Annotated in this window: 16 protein-coding genes, 2 tRNA genes and 1 pseudogene; 9 read left to right on the forward strand and 10 right to left on the reverse strand. The window is 42.2% G+C overall.

The features are described from left to right. Positions 1–114 precede the first annotated feature (114 nt). Positions 115–837 (forward strand): hypothetical protein, encoded by a 723-nt coding sequence (locus ACE3PQ_RS02520; protein WP_374294937.1) that lies wholly within the window; start codon positions 115–117, stop codon positions 835–837. Here ACE3PQ_RS02520 and ACE3PQ_RS02525 read toward each other — a convergent pair. Continuing rightward, the gene (locus ACE3PQ_RS02525; protein WP_374294940.1) at positions 803–1,252 is read right to left on the reverse strand and encodes a DUF488 family protein; all 450 of its coding nucleotides are present in this window, start codon (positions 1,250–1,252) and stop codon (positions 803–805) included. The two genes, ACE3PQ_RS02520 and ACE3PQ_RS02525, sit on opposite strands and share 35 nt — an antisense overlap. 171 nt (positions 1,253–1,423) lie before the next feature. Continuing rightward, complete coding sequence (locus ACE3PQ_RS02530; protein ID WP_374294942.1) at positions 1,424–1,780, reverse strand: HopJ type III effector protein; 357 nt, start codon at positions 1,778–1,780, stop codon at positions 1,424–1,426. A 159-nt stretch (positions 1,781–1,939) separates the two neighbouring features. Here ACE3PQ_RS02530 and ACE3PQ_RS02535 point away from each other — a divergent pair, with 159 nt between their 5' ends. The 3 genes from ACE3PQ_RS02535 to ACE3PQ_RS02545 all read left to right on the forward strand — a co-directional run bounded on the left by ACE3PQ_RS02535 (position 1,940) and on the right by ACE3PQ_RS02545 (position 5,086). Further along, complete coding sequence (locus ACE3PQ_RS02535; RefSeq protein WP_374294944.1) at positions 1,940–2,698, forward strand: SDR family NAD(P)-dependent oxidoreductase; 759 nt, start codon at positions 1,940–1,942, stop codon at positions 2,696–2,698. Between the two features lie 77 nt (positions 2,699–2,775). Continuing rightward, positions 2,776–3,153 carry a fluoride efflux transporter CrcB gene (gene crcB / locus ACE3PQ_RS02540; RefSeq protein WP_374294946.1) on the forward strand — a complete coding sequence of 126 codons (378 nt, stop codon included), beginning with the start codon at positions 2,776–2,778 and terminating at the stop codon, positions 3,151–3,153. A 436-nt stretch (positions 3,154–3,589) separates the two neighbouring features. Further along, positions 3,590–5,086 carry a tetratricopeptide repeat protein gene (locus ACE3PQ_RS02545; RefSeq protein ID WP_374294948.1) on the forward strand — a complete coding sequence of 499 codons (1,497 nt, stop codon included), beginning with the start codon at positions 3,590–3,592 and terminating at the stop codon, positions 5,084–5,086. A 291-nt stretch (positions 5,087–5,377) separates the two neighbouring features. On the opposite strand, the gene ACE3PQ_RS02550 is transcribed toward ACE3PQ_RS02545, so the two are convergent. The 3 genes from ACE3PQ_RS02550 to ACE3PQ_RS02560 form a co-directional block, all read right to left on the reverse strand. After that, entirely contained in the window at positions 5,378–6,679 is a 1,302-nt protein-coding gene (locus tag ACE3PQ_RS02550) for an ABC1 kinase family protein (RefSeq protein WP_374294951.1), read from the reverse strand. 157 nt (positions 6,680–6,836) lie between these two features. Next, positions 6,837–8,192 carry an MATE family efflux transporter gene (locus ACE3PQ_RS02555; protein WP_374294953.1) on the reverse strand — a complete coding sequence of 452 codons (1,356 nt, stop codon included), beginning with the start codon at positions 8,190–8,192 and terminating at the stop codon, positions 6,837–6,839. A gap of 77 nt (positions 8,193–8,269) precedes the next feature. Continuing rightward, complete coding sequence (locus tag ACE3PQ_RS02560; RefSeq protein ID WP_374294955.1) at positions 8,270–8,737, reverse strand: DMT family transporter; 468 nt, start codon at positions 8,735–8,737, stop codon at positions 8,270–8,272. A gap of 170 nt (positions 8,738–8,907) precedes the next feature. Here ACE3PQ_RS02560 and hemW point away from each other — a divergent pair, with 170 nt between their 5' ends. The 3 genes and pseudogenes from hemW to ACE3PQ_RS02575 all read left to right on the forward strand — a co-directional run bounded on the left by hemW (position 8,908) and on the right by ACE3PQ_RS02575 (position 11,504). After that, complete coding sequence (gene hemW / locus ACE3PQ_RS02565; protein WP_374294957.1) at positions 8,908–10,062, forward strand: radical SAM family heme chaperone HemW; 1,155 nt, start codon at positions 8,908–8,910, stop codon at positions 10,060–10,062. A gap of 127 nt (positions 10,063–10,189) precedes the next feature. Beyond that, positions 10,190–11,194, forward strand: a pseudogene (locus ACE3PQ_RS02570) (HEAT repeat domain-containing protein). 25 nt (positions 11,195–11,219) lie between these two features. After that, positions 11,220–11,504, forward strand: coding sequence for a DUF971 domain-containing protein (locus ACE3PQ_RS02575; protein WP_374294958.1), 285 nt, complete (start codon positions 11,220–11,222; stop codon positions 11,502–11,504). An 85-nt stretch (positions 11,505–11,589) separates the two neighbouring features. On the opposite strand, the gene ACE3PQ_RS02580 is transcribed toward ACE3PQ_RS02575, so the two are convergent. From ACE3PQ_RS02580 to ACE3PQ_RS02595, 4 genes are all read right to left on the reverse strand, one after another. Continuing rightward, positions 11,590–11,665 (reverse strand) — tRNA-Lys (locus tag ACE3PQ_RS02580). 226 nt (positions 11,666–11,891) lie between these two features. Further along, positions 11,892–11,967, reverse strand: a tRNA-Lys gene (locus ACE3PQ_RS02585). Between the two features lie 321 nt (positions 11,968–12,288). Next, on the reverse strand, positions 12,289–14,121 hold the full coding sequence (locus tag ACE3PQ_RS02590) for a long-chain-acyl-CoA synthetase (protein ID WP_374294960.1): 1,833 nt from the start codon (positions 14,119–14,121) through the stop codon (positions 12,289–12,291). Between the two features lie 163 nt (positions 14,122–14,284). Next, entirely contained in the window at positions 14,285–17,659 is a 3,375-nt protein-coding gene (locus ACE3PQ_RS02595; protein WP_374294962.1) for an Rne/Rng family ribonuclease, read from the reverse strand. Between the two features lie 1,043 nt (positions 17,660–18,702). Here ACE3PQ_RS02595 and ACE3PQ_RS02600 point away from each other — a divergent pair. Then, a complete protein-coding gene (locus ACE3PQ_RS02600; protein ID WP_374294964.1) occupies positions 18,703–19,716 on the forward strand; it encodes an RluA family pseudouridine synthase in 1,014 nt (337 codons plus the stop codon). A gap of 102 nt (positions 19,717–19,818) precedes the next feature. After that, entirely contained in the window at positions 19,819–20,481 is a 663-nt protein-coding gene (locus tag ACE3PQ_RS02605) for an HAD-IA family hydrolase (RefSeq protein WP_374294968.1), read from the forward strand. Positions 20,482–20,498: 17 nt separating this feature from the next. Here ACE3PQ_RS02605 and ACE3PQ_RS02610 read toward each other — a convergent pair. After that, on the reverse strand, positions 20,499–20,763 hold a 265-nt coding region (locus ACE3PQ_RS02610; protein WP_374294966.1), incomplete at its 5' end, for an IS3 family transposase.

The raw sequence follows: 20,763 nt of genomic DNA on the forward strand, positions 1-20,763 counted from the left end.
ATGCAGTACGATCTTCAAAGTTAAGATGATGGTATGACAATTTTATATACTCCATAAACCCTTTAAATTAATTAGGTGGTTTATGTCGCACTTCAAGTTTTACTCTGCCCTGCTATGACAGAAGCAGGTGAATTTGTTCGTTTGTTTCCAATACCATTTAGAGATTTAGAAAATCCTAACCAATTTTCTAAATGGCAATGGATTGAGGCTTTGATAAAAAAGGCTACGGACGATCATCGTAAAGAAAGTTATAAAATTTCTATTGATACAATAAAACCTTTGGAAAAAGTATCGTCAAAAAATAGATGGAAAGATCGTTATTATTGGATTGATCGGTTACCTGTATTTGAAACATTTGATGAAATTAGGTTAAACCAAGAAAGTTTAAATGTGAGTTTGGCTTTACTACATCCTTTTTCAGTTACTGCCCTTGAAATAAAAGAGTCGGATAAAGAATGGAATAAAGATGAAATTGAAAAACTAACACGACATGAACAAGGTTTATTCGAATCGAATAATAACAATTCCTCTAAAAAGTTACTTAGAAAAATCCCATATGATTTTTACTATCATTATACCTGTAAGGATAATAATGGTGTTGTTTTCAACTATAAGCACAAAATTGTTGATTGGGAACTCGGAGCACTTTATTGGACATGTGTAAAAGATTATGGAGATAAATGGGAGGAGAAGTTAAGACAAAAATATGAAAAAGATTTGGCACAAAAAAATTTATATTTTTTAATGGGCAATATTCATAGATTTCAAAATCAATGGCTAATAATCAGTGTTATATATCCGCCTAATAGATCGCAAGTTCAGCAAGACCTTTTTTAACGCCTAAATGGTGAATTCGGACGGAGTGATTAATTTTTATTTCTTTTGCAATTAAACTACGATGACAAAAATTTTGATCACGCTCAAAACATACTAGGCAAAATTGTGAATGTTGGGATAATTTTGCTAGTTCATTAATGGTTTCAGCTTGAGAGTTTAGGTATTCATTGAAAGCAGAGCTGTATTTTTCCCAATTGTTATCGATCTTATACTGATCTCGTATATGTTTGGGACATCCTAGATTAACTAAATGCGTGTATTTTATTCCAGCCTCATTTAGTTCTTTCGAAAAAGTAGTTTTAGAAAACCCCTTTTTTCGAGAGATAGGGAATTCTCTCACATCGATAATAGTATCGATATTCATTTTTTTAAGTGTTGCAATGAAATCTTCAATACTTGAACCTTCATAACCCATTGTGTAAATACAACACTCGGAATCTTGCTTTACTTTAGAGTCACACATTAGAAAAGCACTAAACTATTAAATTAAGAAGAGTGCAAGTATAAAAGAAAAAGTAAAGTTATACCAGCATAAAATGATAATCAATATCATTTATAGTGAATTAATTTGATTTAATCTTTTACACTATTTCCCAGCCAACGCCTCACTCTCAAACGTCACGCCATACCAACCATTTGCCATAAACTGACGAATATTCTGATGATCAGTGCCTTCAGGTGTCGCCAAAACCGACTGATAATGTTCAGCAAATAAACGCAAAGTCTGCGCTTGATCCAGACCATTGAGCTTAGCAAAACTCAATACTTTGGCACTGCCTTGATTTTGCTCGGCAGAGTTGTGCTGTGCACCATTTTGAAATGCAGTTGGGGTGTGTTGATAGTGCATATCGATCAAGCTGATCACATCGGCGAACTGCGCTGTACCTGCTTCAAGTCGTGCCAATAAGTCATTTAATAAGTCAGCTTTTAAATGAGTTTTCATGTGTCATGTTCCACGTCAAAAAGGATTTTCATCAAACTGCGCTTAGCCTAACAAGATGTTGTGATAAGTACAATTTGAATCTGCCTTTGTACAGCAATTTCATCTCGATAGAAATTGGTGTATGTTAGGTTTTTCAATCAAAAAATATTAGAAGACGATATGGCAAAGCGAAATATTCTGATCACTGGCGCATCGAGTGGATTGGGCGAGGCATTGGCACGATATAGTGCCAGTCAAGGGTGCAATTTAGCATTGGTGGCACGTCGCCTAGAAAATCTTGAACAGATCGCTGAGCAAATTCGTGAGCAGTACCATGTCCGTGTTGAGGTCGCACAGCTTGATGTCAGTGAGCATGACAAGATTTTGCCGATCTTTATGGGATTTCACGACTTGCTTGGACAGATTGATTGTGTGGTGATCAATGCAGGTGTGCTGTCACTGCGTAAGCTTGCAGATCATCGTCTTGAGAATGATGCGCACAATTTAAATATCAATGTGATTTCTGCGATTGCGTGCAGTGATGCGGCACAGCATCTTTTTCAATATCAAGGCGGTGGTGGGCAGATCGCTGTGGTGTCATCGTATAGCGCATTTATTGCTTTACCAAAAGCAGCCAGTTACTCGGCGAGCAAGGCGGCGGTAGCAAGTTATTTTAATGCGATTCGCCCGTTGCTCACTAAACGAAATATTAATGTCACGATACTTTATCCAGGATTTGTGAAGACAGATATTTTGGGGAATTTTAAAACGAGTTCAGCTTTGCTTGCAGAGCCTGACCATGTGGCAAAGCTGATGTATCAAGCTATTGATGCAAGAAAAGCCGAAGCCATCGTGCCACCATTGCCGTGGAAAATATTGTATGGTATTCAACAGGTCACACCGAATGCGCTACTACGTTTGGCAAGTCGTTGGATTTAGTCAGGGGTATTGGTTAAGTTTTAGTTATTGGTTTAGAGTTTCGTCATTTTTAGGTTAGCTTTTTAGGAAAAGTTTGCATGATGTTTTTATGGGTAGCATTGGGCGGTGCGATCGGTGCAAGCGGACGCTATGCACTCAGCCTATTACTGCCTGTGGCACAAGGCACCTTTCCATGGGCGACGTGGTGGGCGAATATCATCGGCTGTATCTGCGCAGGAGCATTCTTTGCTGCCAGTGAGCGCTTTGTCAGTTTGCAAGGTGAATGGCGACTGTTCTTGATGGTCGGGATTTTAGGTGGCTTTACCACATTTTCGAGTTTTGGTTTAGAGAGCTTTCAACTACTGAAATTCGGGCATTACGGTTTGGTTTTAAGTTATGTGTTAAGTAGTGTGCTGGTTGGGATTTGTGCGTTGGCTTTAAGCTATTACGGTTTTAGAGCGTTTATTTTTCAATAGCCTGAGTTTGACAAATTATAAATTGAAAAGCTGAGCATCTGGGGCAAGGTCTAGTGGCGTGTGTGCATATGTAGGGATTAACCACTGCGTCTTACGCTACAGCCAAAGCAATGCTTTGACTTTGCTCAGGTTCGACCTACTTTTCTTTCGGGAAAAGTAGGCAAAACCATTTGTCAGTCGCAAACTCGGTCATACACTGAAATTTATACAATACCTTGAAAAACGTCATCTTGCTAAAGTTATTCTTGACCTCGAACAGTGCGACTGACGTTCTCACGAATCAAATGATTTCTACTCACCTTATGCCGAATTATTGAGTTTAATAAATGATTTCGCAGGTTCAGATCATTGATGTACTTGAGCGATCAGCACTTGGCTCGTAGAATAGAGCCTTCATTTTTCAATTCAAATTTTTAGATTAACTCTCGGAAAGACTATGACGAAACCAACGCAACAGATTGAAAACAATAATAATGTGACTAAAAATACAGCACAGCAATCGCAATCTGCATTTGAACAACAACTTCGCCAAAAAGCGCAACAAGGTGATGGCGTGGCATGTTTTCAGTTGGTGGAGCATTTTGAACGTAAAGCACCTGCACAGAACAAACTGGAATCACAAAATCGCATCAATCTCTTGGTGCAATCATCGAATCAAGGCGTTGGCGCAGCGAGTATTTTGCTTGGTCGTTGGTACTTGACAGGTCACTATGTGGCGAAAGATTCTGCCAAAGCGATTATGTTTTTTGAACATGCAGGCAATGTGTGTAAAGACTCTTTTGGCTTTTATCAGTTGGCGGAAATGTTCCAAACGGGTAAAGGCGTGAGCGTTAATACCGAAAAAGGTTTGGATTATTTGAAAAAAGCGGTGGCGATGAATAATCCAGAGGCGATTTTCACCTATGCGAGTCAACTGCTGAAAACCGATACGGCGCAAGCCTTTCAACTGCTCAAAGATAATTATAAAAAACAAAAGCATTTAAAAAGTTTATTGTTTATCAATGATGCACAGCAACTTGATCAGGACAAAGTACAGCAATACCTCAAGGAAAATGCCGAGCAAGATCAATTTGCCAGTGCGCTATATGCGTTTCGACTACTCCAAGCAGACGATGCAAAACAAGCCAAAGGCTATGCAGAACGTGCGATTCAAGCGAACAACCCGATTGGATTCTACGTGCGTGCCTTGATCGAACTTCAAGATAAAAAAGGCGATGCAGAAAAAGCACATCAATATATGCTCCAAGCGGCGCAGTTTGGTCATGTCGAAGCTGCATATCGTGCGGGTATGACCAGTTTGCAACAGGTTGATCAACTTCCTGATGAGGTATCGAAAAAGCAGATGTTACAGCAGAGCTTGCAACTGCTTGCGCAAGCAGCGCAGTCAGGTTTTGCAGCAGCACAGTTCTCACTGGGGCAATGTTGGCTACAAGGCATTGGTGTAGAGAAAAATCCAAAAGAAGGCATGGCGTGGATAGAGCGTGCAGCACAGCAGGGCAATGTTGATGCGGCCTTTGCTTTGGCGTTGAATCTGCCTGTGGATCATGAACAACATTTACCATTGCTCAAACATGCTGCCGATCAAGGTCATACCAAAGCCATGATTTGTATGGGAATCTATGCGCAGAATCATGGACAAGCGGAGCAAGGTTTAAAGTGGTTCGAATTGGCAAAATCTCGTGGTGAGCTTCGAGCGGACTATATGCTTGCAGTGGCTTATCGTGATGGACTCGGTGTTGATGTGGATAGTAACAAAGCCATTGAGTTACTCAAAACCTCTGCGGACAATGGCGATGCGGATGCCATGTATGCGCTGTACCAAGCCTATCGAGATGGTAACAATGTGCGCAAAAATAAAAAATCCCAAGCGAAATACTTAAACATGGCAAAACAAGCGAAACATCCTGAAGCATTGAAAGTTACAGAAGAATAAGAACAGACGTGGTAGGCAAAAAAAACGAAGTAACTCGGGGGAAGTTACTTCGCAGAGGAGGATAGTTGCAGAGTAAACTAGCTACTTGCCTCAATCCCATGAAAAATGCTCAAAACATTTAAAAGCTACATCAAGATTACATCTAGGGAATGTCATCAGGGAATAAAAGCATATTAGCAAGAAGTAAGCTGATGTTATATTATAACAATGTAAGGGTTTGAAAGCGTGGTGTAACTGTCATTACATCCCTGCAACACTGTAAACTCACAACGAACCAAACCTTAATACGTCTTAGATGTGCTGATTTGGGATGAGCTGTTCAAATAAATCATTCAAATTATCATGGACCTTGAGGTTGATCAGATTCCAGTAATGCCCTGAAACCGTTCGGTTGACCATCAAAGTATCAGGCGAAGGTTGAAAGCTATCCCAATATTTCAAAGATTGTTTGACTAATGCGACACCATCATGATGCGATGAATTTTCTGCAAAATCATAATTGGTCACCAATGGGCGCATAAGCACTTCCAACCAATCTAAATACAATTGTTGTGGAATCTGTCCTTTGTCCGTGCGTACGTTCAATGCTCTTAAATCGTCTTCAATCGCAGGAATATTTTTTTGACGTGCAGCATTGATCAGATGTTTATAGGTATTGACGATCTCGTTATTTAAAGTCTTCACACCTCCATAATCATAAACAATCACGCTGCCATCTTCACGAAAGGCAAAATTGCCTGGGTGTGGATCGCAGTGAAAACGCTTGAGATAGAAAATCTCTTGTCCAATCGCTTGGAAAAGTCGTCGTCCGAGCTCATTACGTTTTTCCAAATCCCACGTACTTGCAGTTTCAATGCTTTCACCGACTTCTTGACTCAAGGTCAAAATGCGTCGTGAAGAATATTCGGGAAAAACTGAGGGAATAATAATTTTGTCATCCAGCTCGGCGTGGAAAGTTTTAAAGACGTGCAGATTTTGCGCTTCGATTTCGTAATTGAGTTCGGTGTAAAGACTTTCCCGAATTTCATCGAAAATCTCATCTTGTAATTTACGGTCAATTTTCAATACACCCATCAAACGGAGTGCCAAGCGAACTTGTTTGAGATCACTTTCACAGGCTTCATCGACTCCTGGATATTGCACTTTGACGACGACGGCTTGACCATTTTTTAGTGTTGCTTTATGTACTTGACCAATCGAGGCAGCGGCAAATGGCGTTTCATCAAAAGATTGGAACAATTCAGCGAGTGGCTTGCCCAGCTCTTTTTCCACTTGATTTTTAATGAGTGCAAAAGGCATGGCAGGCGCTTGGCGTTGTAGTTTGGCAATCGCAGTTTGCACTTCGGCAGGGAAGATGTCTTTGTACTGCGAGGCGATTTGCCCGACTTTCATCACTGCGCCTTTCATTTCCCCTAAGGTTTCAGCGATTTTGATACCGATCTCTTGATACAGGGCGGAGCGAGCTTGTAGTTTTTTTTCTTCATCAGCATTGATGTTTTTGATCGAACTGGTGACGGCTTTGCCTGCGATACTTGCTGTCATGCCTGCCAGCTTCATAAAACGTCGTCCTGCCGATGCTTTATTGTCTGCCATAATCTATTTACCGTGTGCGCTGTTTTATCGTGTTATTGAATGTGTTTGAAATTACCAAGAGATTGTTATCTCATGCTCTGACTTTAATTTCCAAACGTGCATTTTACAAGTGAGCTTATGTGAGCAAGAGTTACGACTTGCTGATTAAAATGATCAATTAAGTGTGTTGGGAAAGTTTGAGCTGAGCATTGCGATGCAACAATCGCCAAATCAACAAAATACACGCCACAAACAAACCAATAATTAAGCCAACCCAAACCCCCGCAGCGGAGAAATCGGTATAACGAGTGAGGTAAACGCCAATTGGAAATGCCACAATCCAATAGGCAAATAGCGTGATCCACATTGGGCTTTTGGTGTCTTGCATACCACGCAAACAACCTGCCGCCGTGACTTGCCACGCATCCACCAACTGATATGCCACCGCATAAATCACCAAACCATACGCCACGCTGAACACTTCAGGATTGTCATTATAAATTTGAATAATCCATGCACGGCATAACCACAATAAAATCATCGTCGCCGATGCAAAAAAAGTCCCAACGATAAAGCCCAGTTTTTGCACTTGACGCATTGCATCAAAGTTTTGTGCGCCATAATATTGTCCGACTCGAATAGTTAGTGCCAACGCCAAAGACAATGGAATCATAAACAACTGCGAAGTGATCGAAATGGCGATCTGATGGGCTGCGGTGATAATTTCCCCAAGTGGACTAACCACCAATGCAGCGGTGCTAAAAATACTCACCTCAAAGAAAATCGCTAAACCAATTGGTAAACCGAGAACCGCGATGCGTTTACACCACGTCGGATCAAGTTTCTCAAATCGCTCAAATAACCGAACATGCGCAAAGCTTTTGGCATGTTTAATGTAGAAAAATAAAACAATCAGCATGAGCCATTGCAAGATCGCATTTGCCACACCACAACCTGCACTACCCATCGCAGGCAAACCAAACAGACCATGCATAAATACATAATTCAACGGCACGAGTATCGGCAACGCTAAAAGACTAATCGTCGTCACCACACGAGGATGCCCCAAAGCTTCGGCATAGCAACGCAATACGGTATAGAGCGTAATCGCAGGAATACCAAAAGCAATGGTATGTAAGAACAATCCTGCTTTGGCATGGAGATTTTCAGGGACTTTAAGCAGATGAAAAAACTGTGGCATCACATGCAGAATCATCATGCCGACTAAGCCAAGAAATAACGCAATCCATAAAGATTGATGGCTAATGGTTGGAATCTCATCGGTTTTCTTTGCGCCCAGTGCAGCTGCGATTAAAGGCGAAGTAGCGAGCATAATACCACTACATAGCAACATGACAGGCATCCAAATTCCCACCGCAACAGCTACCGCAGCCAAATCCGCAGCGGAAAGCTGACCTGCCATAATGGTGTCGATCAAGCCAAAACCAGCCTGCGCAAATTGCGTGACTAAAATTGGAATCATCAAATGTAGCAGTTGTTTCAATTCAAAAGTGAAATGCGATGGCGTAGACATAAAATCTCAGTGGGAAAATAAAATGTGAATCGTAAATGAATTAAGCGTGTGTAAACGGTGAGAGTTCTTCGATCAAACTAGCGTTGTAAGGTAAAGATAATCCCGATGGCGATGAGTATCGCACCCAAAAGACGTTGCCAGTTTACAGGATTTTTCTCCACACCGATGAGTCCAAAATGATCTAACAACATCGACATGATCACCTGACCAAACAGCACCAATCCAGTAAATGTTAAAAAACCGAGTTTCGGTGCAGTATAAATACTGGCTGTGACCGCATACACCCCAAGCAACCCGCCAACCCAAAGCCAAACTGGTATTTCATTTAGTTGTGATAATGTTGGCTTTAATGCCGAACCATTCCACATCATGACGAGCATCATGATTGCCAAACAGATCGTCCCCACTAAGAAGGAAAAAAATGCAGCTTGAATCGGGCTGTTGAGATATTGACGGAGCTGACTATTGACAGCAGTTTGCGTTGCCATTGCCAAGCCAACAACTGCAGCAAAAAACAAAGGAATCAACATCTCGGTCGCACGCATGGTTTATTTCTCATTGGTTTTTTATCTTTGAATGAGTAAAACATGATTTGATTGCCGATTCTACGTTTCAATTCATAAAATGATCTTGCCTTGGCGTGTTAAACTACTCATCTTTTGTTTGAGCTGATTTATTCGAGCTCAACAGTTTTTTTTATCTTGCTGAGTGTTGCATGCATCCAAGTCTAATTGCCGAAATTCCGCTCTCGCTATATATCCATATGCCGTGGTGTGTGCGCAAATGCCCGTATTGTGATTTTAATTCGCATGAATTAGCAGCAGGACAGCTCAGTCAGGATTTGGAACAGCAATATATTGATGCGCTGATTGTGGATTTTGCGACGCAAAAAGAATTTATTCAAGGGCGTGAATTGCAAAGTATTTTTATTGGTGGTGGCACGCCATCGCTGATTTCTGCGCCTGCGTATCAGCGATTATTCGAAGCGTTGAAATCACAAATTCCATTCCAAGAAAATTGTGAAATTACTATGGAAGCCAACCCTGGCACGGTAGAACACGATCCTTTTGAAGACTATTTAAACGCTGGAATTAATCGACTATCAATCGGCGTACAAAGTTTTGATGAGGCGCATTTAAAGCGACTTGGACGGATTCACAATCCTGACAATGCCAAATCTGCGATTCAAAATGCTAAGAGTGCAGGCTTTCAGCGCATCAATGTCGATCTGATGCACGGCTTACCACAGCAAACGGTTAAGCAAGCCTTAGCTGATTTGCAGATGGCAATCGACTGTGGTGCGACACATATTTCATGGTATCAACTGACCATTGAGCCGAATACGGTATTTTATCGTTCACAGCCGACTTTGCCTGATGAAGAGGTGCTTGAACAGATTCAATTACAAGGTGAAGCGTTGCTCCGTGCGCATGGCTTTGTCAATTATGAAGTGTCGGCATGGGCAAAAGAGCGACCAAGTCAGCACAATCTCAACTATTGGCAGTTTGGTGATTATTTGGCGATTGGCGCAGGGGCGCACGGTAAGGTGACTTTACCTAATGGTATTTATCGTTTTCAAAAAACACGCATGCCAAAAGATTATTTGGAGCAAATTCCTGCGCAAAATTTGCAATTTAAAGCGATTGCCGAGGATGACATGCCTTTTGAGTTTATGATGAATGCGTTGCGCTTAAATGCAGGTGTACCCAAAGATTTTTATTTAAAACGAACAGGCCAACAATTATCAACGATTCAACCAGTTTTAAATGAATTACGTCAAAAGCATTTACTAGATCAAAATGTTAAAAGACTGCAATGTACAGCGCAGGGTAGGTTATTTTTAAATACGGTGTTGTCATCGTTTTTATAAAGCGCAGATTCGAGTCTAAAGTGTTTTTTATCCTAAAATTGCTAATCTATTAAGTACTGTAAACAACCCGTTAGAATCCTACAGATAAATGAAGGATAAATTATGCACATTGAACAAATTAAACAGCATGAGGTTGTCATTAAGTCAAGGTCTGAATTATCCTGAAATCGACACATTAGATGACGATTATTTTGCATATTGGACACAGCTTAATCAATCGGATGAAAGGGTACGTTTTGTAGCGATCCTAAATATTGCAGATGAAGAACGAGAGGAATTGTTGCCGTGGTTACATTATGCAGTGCAACATGATCCTGCTGAACTGGTTCGACTCGAAGCTGCAAAACGGCTCGAAGGTTGGGAAGATGAGGCGTCGATCAAAGCCCTTGTGACTGCTTTATATGATGATTCTGCACACGTTGTTGATACCGCAACGCAAAGCCTCAGTGAAGTAAAACAAAGCCAGTCTACGGATGTACTTTGGCAATTTTTAGATCAACCGCAAGTTACTGTAAAGACTGCGATTTTACGTGCGCTGAAACCGCTTCGTGCGGTACAGCTTTATACACATATCGAGGCGCATACAGCGCATGAAAATCCATTGATTCGCCGTGAAGCGGTGAGTGCGCTCATTTGGTTGCAACAACCACAGGGCATTGCTGTACTTGCCAAAATTGTAGAAAAAGAAACGGATGTGGAAACACGACGTATAGCAACAGGTGGCTTGGCGTATGCAAAGCAAGTTACGCCGATTGTTCAACAGGCTTTGCAAGCTGCATTGGTTGCAGATGATTGGCAGTTACGTATCGAATCTGCATTAACCATCGGACGTTTAAAATTGGTTGCACTTGAGCAGATCTTGATTGATAGCTTGCAGGACAATTATTGGCAAGTCTGTATTGCGACAGTATGAAGTCTAGGGCTGATTCAGTCACAACATGCTTTTGAAGAATTGGCGCTTAACTTTAATTTTGAAATCAGTAATTTAAGAAAAGAAGTTGCTTTGGCACTCGGTGAAATTGGTGGTGATCAAGCAGAACAATTGTTAAATCAACATGCCGAAGACCCTGATCCTGAAGTGCGTAAAGCCATCCGTATCAGCTTAAATCAAATTCAAGTTAAGCAAATCTGAGTTCAGCAAATCCGAGAAAACCAGCATGCAGAATGAACCGAATCGTATTGAATTTGATCCACACAGCCAAATGATTCAGTTCATTTGGTCGGATGATGATTTGACTTTAGCATTTCAGCCACATCAGCTGCGACTTCATTGTCCATGCGCTTTTTGTCGAGCACAGCGCATACGACCGCCGTTCTTTGTCGTGCAAGAAGACATTGCCGTGAAAGCGATCAATTCACAGCGGTATGGAGTACAGATTTGCTTTAGTGATGGACATGATAAAGGCATATTTCCGTGGTCATATCTTAAGGAAATTGCTTAAAAGAAAGTCTGCTAAATATCAATCTAGAAAATAGAGATTGGATATGAGCTTGAGCTGATATTCAATTTTTTATTTTAAGAGGAAATGGTGGGTCGTCCGCGACTCGAACGCGGGACCAACGGATTAAAAGTCCGCTGCTCTACCAACTGAGCTAACGACCCTGAGCGAAAAAAAAGCATTGCTTTTTTGAAGCGCAAGAGAAATTGAAGTGTATCAATTTCTATGAGGACTCGAACGCAAGAGAAAATCTATGATTTTCTTGAGTATCGGATCCAAATCAGTTATTGCATCAAAAAATTAAAAGTTATCAATTTTCCAACACAAGAGAAAATCTATGATTTTCTGAGTTGGTTGTTTACAAAGATTTTGCAAACAGTTCGAAATAAATGGTGGGTCGTCCGCGACTCGAACGCGGGACCAACGGATTAAAAGTCCGCTGCTCTACCAACTGAGCTAACGACCCTGAGGAGAAATTATCGATTAATTATCGATGATTTCGACGCAAGAGGTTTATTTCTTACAACAATCGAAGCGCAAGTGAAAAAACTAATTCAGTATCAATTTTTTCGACGCAAGAGAAAAAGCAATAAAATTTCAATTTCCCTTGCCACATTAAAAAATAATGTGTCTTCATTTCGATGGAGCGTATTGTAGCAATTTATCTGATGAACACAAGGGGAAATTCTATTTGCACCGTATGTTTGTCTATAATTACACCATTTTAAAGCAGAAAAGCAAAGTCTAAACTTTGCTTTTCATGGGATTTTTCATGAATCGAATCAGCTTAGAAGCGATATTTCCCCTGATTGATTTGCTTAAATACCGTTGCATCGACTTCACTATACGCAGTGTCACTTGGTAATAAAACAAAGATTTGTTCTTGGCATTTTTCAGGATCGAAAGCTTGCTCTTTTAACTTATTCTTTGAGTATTTGAACGTACCAGTGGTTTCGATTTGCTTTTGAATCCGTAAAAATATAGGGATAGCATAGGCAGGAAGCTCAGCTTTAAAGGCATTAACCATATTTGCGAGGTCATTCTCGTCGAGTGATTTACCTTCTTGCAAAGTGATCGCCGCCATACCTGCACGACCATTGGTATTTGGAATCTCGACACCGTAGACCACTGCTTCAGAGATTTTTTCGTATTCCGATACGATATTTTCGACTTGTGTGGTCGATACATTTTCACCTTTCCAGCGGAAAGTATCGCCTAAACGGTCAACGAACTGCGCATGGCGGAAGCCAATATCACGTACCAAGTCACCAGTATTAAAGAATTTATCACCAGACTTTAAGACATTTTCCATAATTACGGATTTGTTCTTTTCAGGATCGGTATAGCCATCGAACGGTGAACGACTGGTAATTTTGCCGATCAATAATCCAGATTCACCTTTTTTGACTTTTTGACAAAAGCCATCTGCACCACGAATTGGCTCATTTTTCTCTTTGTCAAAAGCGATGATCGCATACGGTGTTGGTGAGAAACCAACGGTATTTTCAAAGTTGAAAATATTACTAAAGCCGACATTGCCTTCACTTGAAGCATAGAGCTCTAAGACTTCGTCTACGTTGAAGCGTTCTTTGAACTCGTGCCAAATGTTTGAACGCATACCATTACCAATCATCTTGCGGACACGGTGGTTGCGTTCTTCAGGTGATGGTTCGCAATCGAGTAGATAACGACAAAGTTCACCCACATAACCGATCGCTGAAGCATCGAACTTTTGAACATCTTTCCAAAAGTTTGATTTTGAAAACTTACGACGGATTGCCAATGTTGATGCACCTGCAATCACGCCACACCAACACACGACCATGCCAGTTGCGTGATAGAGCGGTAGCGTTGCATACATGACGTCATCTTGATCTAAATCAAGCACATGACCATAAGTACCATAGGCAAGCATCCAACGGCTGTGTTTGAAAATCACGGCTTTTGGTAAGCCTGTCGTACCTGAAGTGTAGATATAGAATAAACCGTCTTTGCCACAAACTTGATTGGTGGTTGATGGATTATGCTCTTTGCACGTTTGAATCGCTTGAGCAAGATCAACAAAAGGATTTGGCGCTGTTGTTTTAGAGGCATCATCTGCAAACCAATAGTATTTATCTTTTGCGAGTTCTAGGTCATTTTGTACATCGAGCACGGCTTGCTGTACTTCTTCACCAATGACAACAGCAAAAGGTTTAACCAAGTTGATACTGTGACTCAAAACCTTGCTACATTGCGAGGTGTTCACGAGTGCAGTAACAACCCCAATTTTGGCAAGACCGAGTACGGTTGCAACGAGTTCAGGGCGGTTTTCGATCATTACTGCAATGACGTCGCCTTTTTTTGCACCTTGTTTTAAGAAGTAATCGGCGATTTGGTTTGCCCAAGCATTAAGTTCGGTATAGCTAAATTTTTGATCTTCGTATAACAGGGCAATGCCCGATGGATTTTCATTAACTGCTTTTTCAAATGCCCAACCTAGACCACAAGCAGTGCTTGGTCGTCGCAAATAAGCATGCCTCAATCCATTCAAGATATTGGGTAATTTCTTGGCGAATTGAGGAACTTGTTTAATCACGTCTGAGAGGGAAATAATATCTTTGGTCGCATCGTGGCTCATATCAGAGCTCCTGTTATACTATCTATCAATGAAACAAACACCAATGTTCAATAATTCACATTGATGCTTTGGGAAAATAACGTACAGTAAAATACTCTACGTGTCTTTGATCATACTTAAGAAAAAGCGCAATACTTAAGTCAATAGGTATTGCGCTTTTGAATTAAGCTTGATCAGCATCCTGACTCGCTTTCTTCGGTGGTCTACCTCTTGGGCGACGTGGGCGAGCAAGTTTATCATCTTTGCCTTTCGCTTTGCTTGGGCGGTCTGACTTCTCATCGTCATCAGAATTGTCGTCATTTGACTCAGATGTGTCGTCAGATTCAGGTGAGTCATCATTTTCAGATGAGGTATCTTCTTCTGTTGTGAGTTCAAGATCAGCCTGTTGAGTTGCTGCAGTGGTTGATACGGAAGTGGGTGGCTCTACGTCAGCTTTTTGCTCGACATCACTTTCCACAGCTTCTTGCGTTGCATCTGCCACAATCGTCGCCACTGTGCCACTGGCAATCACTTGCACATCGTCAGCTTGAGTGGTTTCAGGTTGTGGTGCGTCAGCATTTTGCTGTGCAAGTTTACGCTTTTGACGTGGGTCATTGCTTAGTCGAACTGTTGGCTCAGGTGGTGTTAAAGACAGTGCTTCAACAGGTTCCTGATTTTGTTCACGAGGCAATTCGACATCACGTGTCACAGGACCTGTGAAAACGTCGTCTTCATCTTCCTCAATTTCACTTGATTGGAATGCTTCGGTGTGTTTTGCGACAGCGCGGTTGAAAGTTGGGATAAGTCCAAACTGTTCAATCAATACATTGTAGTCTTCACCGTAGACATGGCGAATCAAATCAACCACGCTAAACTGCGCCAAGCTTGCCAAAGATTTGGCATTCAATGGTGATTTTTGCGTTGATTTTTGTGCACGCTTTTCAGCTTTACGGCGACGCTTTTCACGTGGATCATTGCTTGCACGTGTAGCAGGTTCATCCCTAGCGTCACTTTGCTCCGCATTGCGAGCCTGTGGTTTACCTTTCTTTTTACCTTTCGATTGATGTGCATCTGCTTGAGTTGCTGACTCATTTCGGTTTTGAGCTGGGTTGTCTACAGCATTCGCACTTTGATCAGCCGTTCCTACTTCGCTTGATTTATTCTCAAGCGCAGTGACTGGTGGTGTGCTATTCGAGCGCTCTAAAGCAACGATCTCAGTTTGTGCTGTATCAGTATTGACCAAGAGTGCAGTCGGTAAAATCTCCGGCGTACCTTGTTCAAAGGTCTGTACATTGATGTACTCTTCGCCACTATTCGATTGCTCACCGAGTACGCTGTTATCACGTTCACGTTGAGGGCGTTGCGGACGGTTTTGATTGCGTTCACGGCGTGGCACGGCATTTTGATTGCGGTTGCCGTTTTGCTCTTGATCGCCATTTTGTCTGTTGCGACGATCATTCTTTTGTTTACGCTGACCGTTATCCTCTTGATCGACTTGTGGTTGATCATTGCGAAGTTCGTTACGCTGTTCATTGCGTTGTTCAGAACGGTTTTCTGTACGTTGCTCACTACGGTTGTCTGTGCGTTCTACACGATCCGTACGTTGATCTTTACGCTTACGTTTGTCTTTACGACGTGGACGGTCATCTTTGTCTTGAGCATCATTTGCAGTCGAAGCATTTGGATTGAGGTATCCATTGACTGCTTGCACTTGTTGCTCAATATTGGCATCAATTTGACCAAACTGACCACGGCTCACCGCACCTGTGTTGACCAATTGCTCGATCGCAGCAGCAGCATTTTGTGCACTGCGGGCTTGATCGGTGGTTTTGGCTTGTTTTGGAACAAACAAGTTTTCTAACCAAGCGCATGGACTACTACTTTGAGCAGGTGCTGTAGGCGCTGGTGCAACGGGCGCAGCAGTTTGTTTCAAATTGTTTTTGCTGGCGCTTTTTGCTACTAAGTTAGCGCTATCAGCTGGCGCATTTTGTGCAACATGGGTGGCTTCTTCAATATGCCAAGTTGAAGATTCATAACCGATGTCTTTTTCGCTTGAACGGGTTGCTTCGGTACGTTCATAGCTGGTCGGTGCATAGCCTTCAGGATTAAATTGAATTTCGTAATGTGGCGTTTCTAAGTGTGGATGTGGCAACACGGTGACACGTACACCTGAAGTTTGCTCAAGGTAGACAAGGCTGTGACGCTTCTCATTGAGTAAGAAAGCAGCGATCTCTACAGGAACTTGAACTTGAACCTCACCTTGACGATGTTGTAGTGCAATCTCTTCCACTTTGCGCATGATCGACAATGACAATGAGCGTTGATCACGCACCATGCCTGTGCCATGACAGCGAGGGCAGACGTAGCCTGTTGATTCTTCGAGTGATGGACGTAGACGTTGACGGCTCATTTCCATCAAGCCAAAACGTGACAATTGCCCAAATTGGATACGTGCACGGTCGCTTTGCGTAGCTTCACGTAGTTTTGCTTCAACCATACGTTGGTTGCGCTCACGACCCATGTCGATGAAGTCGATCACGATCAAACCGCCCATATCACGTAGGCGCAGTTGACGAGCGATTTCTTCAGCAGCTTCTAGGTTGGTGTGAAGCGCTGTATCTTCCACATCTTGACCACGAGTTGCCTTAGCTGAGTTGATGTCGATTGCGACCAATGCTTCGGTTTGATCAATCACGATCGAACCACCTGATGGCAACTTCACTTCACGCTCATAAGCTGTTTGGATTTGGCTTTCAACACCAAAATGCGCAAATAATGGATCGTTCAGGGTATAAGTTTTCAGTTTATCCAATTGATTTGGCATCACTGCTTTGACGAAGTTATAGGCTTCGTTATAAGCATTTTCGCTATCAATCAAAATTTCTGAGACATCATCACGGAGATAGTCACGGATGGCACGTGTCACTACACCCGCTTCTTGATGCACGAGCATCGGCGATGGACCATTTTTTGCTGAGTTTTGGATTTGATTCCAAAGGTCTAGCAAGTGTTGCAAATCGAGTTGTAATTCTTCTTTGCTACGACCAATCCCTGCGGTGCGGATGATCAAGCTCATGCCACGAGGTAGATTGAGTGAGGCTAAAATTTCTTTCAATTCTTCACGGGTCGAACCTGAAATTTGACGGCTGATACCACCACCTTTCGGGTTGTTTGGCATCAATACCAAATAACGTCCTGCAAGTGAAATATAGGTCGAAAGCGCAGCACCTTTGTTGCCACGTTCTTCTTTTTCCACTTGTACCAAAAGCTCAGTACCTTCGGTAATCAGTTCGCGAATATTGTGGTTTTGGCGAGGGTCGCCTTGTAGATAAGAATGTGCGATTTCACGTAAAGACAAGAAGCCTTGACGTCCTGCGCCGTATTCTACAAAGACTGCTTCTAAAGAGGGCTCTACTCGGGTCACATGACCTTTATAGATGTTTGATTTTTTCTGTTCACGCGTGCGATTTTCAAGGTCAAAATCATACAGACGATTATCTGTGACAAGTGCAACACGAACTTCTTCGGCATGTGTTGCATTGATCAACATACGTTTCATGGGGGTAATACCTAATCAAGGATGACCCAAACGCATTTTCACCACAGTCATACAGCATTGAGCTTGGCAAGCGAAAACATTTGATGAGATGTTCTTTACATCGGTTCGTTCAAATCGTTTTCGCAATGTTGCGACAGTGGAGATCGACGGTACATTTTGTGATTGTAAAAATGAAATTGTCTAATCCTGTGTCTGCATACTGTTGCCAAGTCTCTGTTGAGATTCGTTGCAACGATATTCACTGGAGGGACGCATTGTATTTAAGGTGACTATCTATTCGCTATTTGCTATTCACAATTTGCGATAAGACGCATGGATTTAGACATCAAGAATTACGTTGTAAGCGTTAAATCGTTAAATCTAAATCATCCGATCTTTTGCTAGTCATTTCTCTCAAGCCACGGAATGCTCATCGTGGCGAGGGCTAACAAACCTTAAATGATCAAATGGGTTGCCTGAATATCTTGCGTGGTGCAATGTGTCTGATGCAATCCGTTATCAATTAAACTAACTCACATCACGATGTTTTGGCGTGACGGTCAGCGACATTTGCATGCTGTGCGGTGGACATGGTTAAAATAAACACATGCACATCACAGTTTTGCCGATATAATCTGCCATCGGCTTAGGCATAATCTTTGAGGACCGACACGTCATCTTAAGTGCATCTATCGTCTTATTTTCTCAAAAGAAGATATTTTGTGATGGACGGTGACGTTGGTATCCGTGCGCTGAATATAGCAAATACATCGCCATCTGCCTATATGATATTTGCGATTAATTGAGGTTATTTGCTTAAAAAATAGGCAAAAATTGTGAAATTATGCTGTATCCGTACCTTAATCTGAATCTGATTGAAATATCGTTGTAAAATATTGATCTTGAAAGATCGCTACGCCCAAGCGTTCAAACCCTGCCCATAAAAAGTTGTGTGTTTAATGAGTCCATCTAATTATAAATCATCGTCAAAAGCATCTACACGAGGAAGATCTTCAACGTCCTCATCTTCAAATTCCTCGTCTTCAAAACGTTCGACTTTTAAATTGGCATCTTCAAAATCAGCACCTTCAAGACCTGCAAAGTTCGAAGAAGAAAAGTTTAAAGAAGAAAAGGTTGATGTGGATACAGCAGGTGCATGGCAAAGCGTGACGTGGATTGATGTGACAGAACATCATGAGGGACAACGCATTGATAACTTTCTCTTTCGCACTTTAAAAGGTGTGCCGAAAAGTCGGATTTACCGCCTGATTCGTGAAGGTGAAGTACGTGTCAATAAAAAGCGCATTAAAGCAGAAACCAAGCTCAATATTGGTGATCAAATCCGTATCGCACCGATTCGCATGCAACAACAAGAGGATCATGCTCCGATCGGGGATAGCGTGGCGAATGGTCTACTGGCTCGCATCGTCTATGAAGATGAGGGTTTGATCGTGGTCAATAAACCGTCGGGTATTGCGGTACATGGTGGTAGCGGTGTGGCGTATGGCTTGATCGAAGCGATGCGCCAAGCGACTGGCAAGAAATATTTAGAATTGATTCACCGTATTGACCGTGATACGTCGGGCTTGGTGATGATTTCCAAAAAGCGTTCTACACTGAAAACCTTGCAAGATGATCTGCGAGAGCATCGCATTAAAAAGACCTATGCTGCGATCGTGAAAGGCGTGGTGGCTTTAGATAAGCAATTGATTGATGCGCCATTGTTACGCTACGAGCTGAACAACGGCGAACGTCGTGTTCGTGTATCCAAAGAAGGTAAGCCTAGCCAAACCCAGTGGAATGTGGTTAAGCGTTATACTGGCGCGACGCTAATTCACGCATCGCCATTGTCTGGGCGTACCCATCAAATCCGTGTGCATGGTTGGAGTATTGGTCATCCGCTGGTCGGCGATGATAAATATGGGCATCAAGTGCCGTTTTCGCATCACGATGTTAAGCGACTCTGCCTACATGCCATGCGTTTGGAAATACCGAATTATCCTGTGATCGAAGCGCCGTTACCTGATGATATGCAGAAGTTGATTCAAAGTTTGCGTAAGTCATCAGACGGCAATTGAAATCGCTTAGCTTATGCAATGAATGTGGACGAGATAGATATTTTACTGATGAATGATTTAACGCAATTTTCTCCTGATGCAGACACCACAAGCACATTGGATATGCAAAATATTGATCTGATCATTTTTGATTGGGATGGGACGTTGTTTGATTCTGTCGGACAGATTGTCAGAAGTTTGCAATTTGCTGCACGTCAGTTTGAGCAACCGCTGTTAGACGATGATGCAAAAAGTGTCATTGGACTTGGCTTACCTGAAGTAATGCAACGCTTATTCCCACAAGCGCCTGAGTTACATGAGCAGATTTTAACGAGCTATTCACAACATTATGTCGAAAATTCGGGTGGCGATGTGTGGTTTGATGGTGTGGCAGAGTTGCTCGATGCATTAAAAGCACAAGGCAAATTGCTCGCTGTCGCTACAGGAAAAAGCCGAAAAGGGCTTGACCGGGTACTTGCGCAGACCCAAAGTGCAGATCTGTTTGTTACCACACGTGCAGCTAGTGAAACTCGTTCTAAGCCTGATCCGTTAATGCTTCTAGAAATCTTAAATGTGACTGGCGTGCCTGCGCATCGTGCCTTGATGCTGGGTGATACCAGTTATGATTTGGAAATGGCGCAGCGTATCAATATGCCACGAATCGGCGTGAGTTATGGCGTGCATTCTGTTGAGGTGCTTGAACAGTTTGCACCTGTGGCGATTGTGGATTCGGTGCGAGAGTTAAGAGAGATATTGTTGGCTAACACACACAACTCATTAAGTTAAACGCATTGGGCTTGATCCTAGACAGTATTGTGGACAGCATTTCCCTCTAAATTCTTAAAATATTTCTGCTCAAAAGCCTCAGGGCTTAACCAACCATTTGCAGAATGCCTTCTGACTCGATTGTAGTAAACTTCAATATACTCAAACAAGACAGCATTCGCTTCTTTTCGAGTGGCAAACACACTGCCATGGATTACATGACCTTTCAATGTATGAAAGAAGCTTTCAGTCACTGCATTGTCCCAACAGTTTCCTCGTCTAGACATGCTTTGAATACAATTA

It is taken from the genome of Acinetobacter sp. (genome assembly GCF_041911495.1).
In the GTDB taxonomy this organism is placed as follows: domain Bacteria; phylum Pseudomonadota; class Gammaproteobacteria; order Pseudomonadales; family Moraxellaceae; genus Acinetobacter.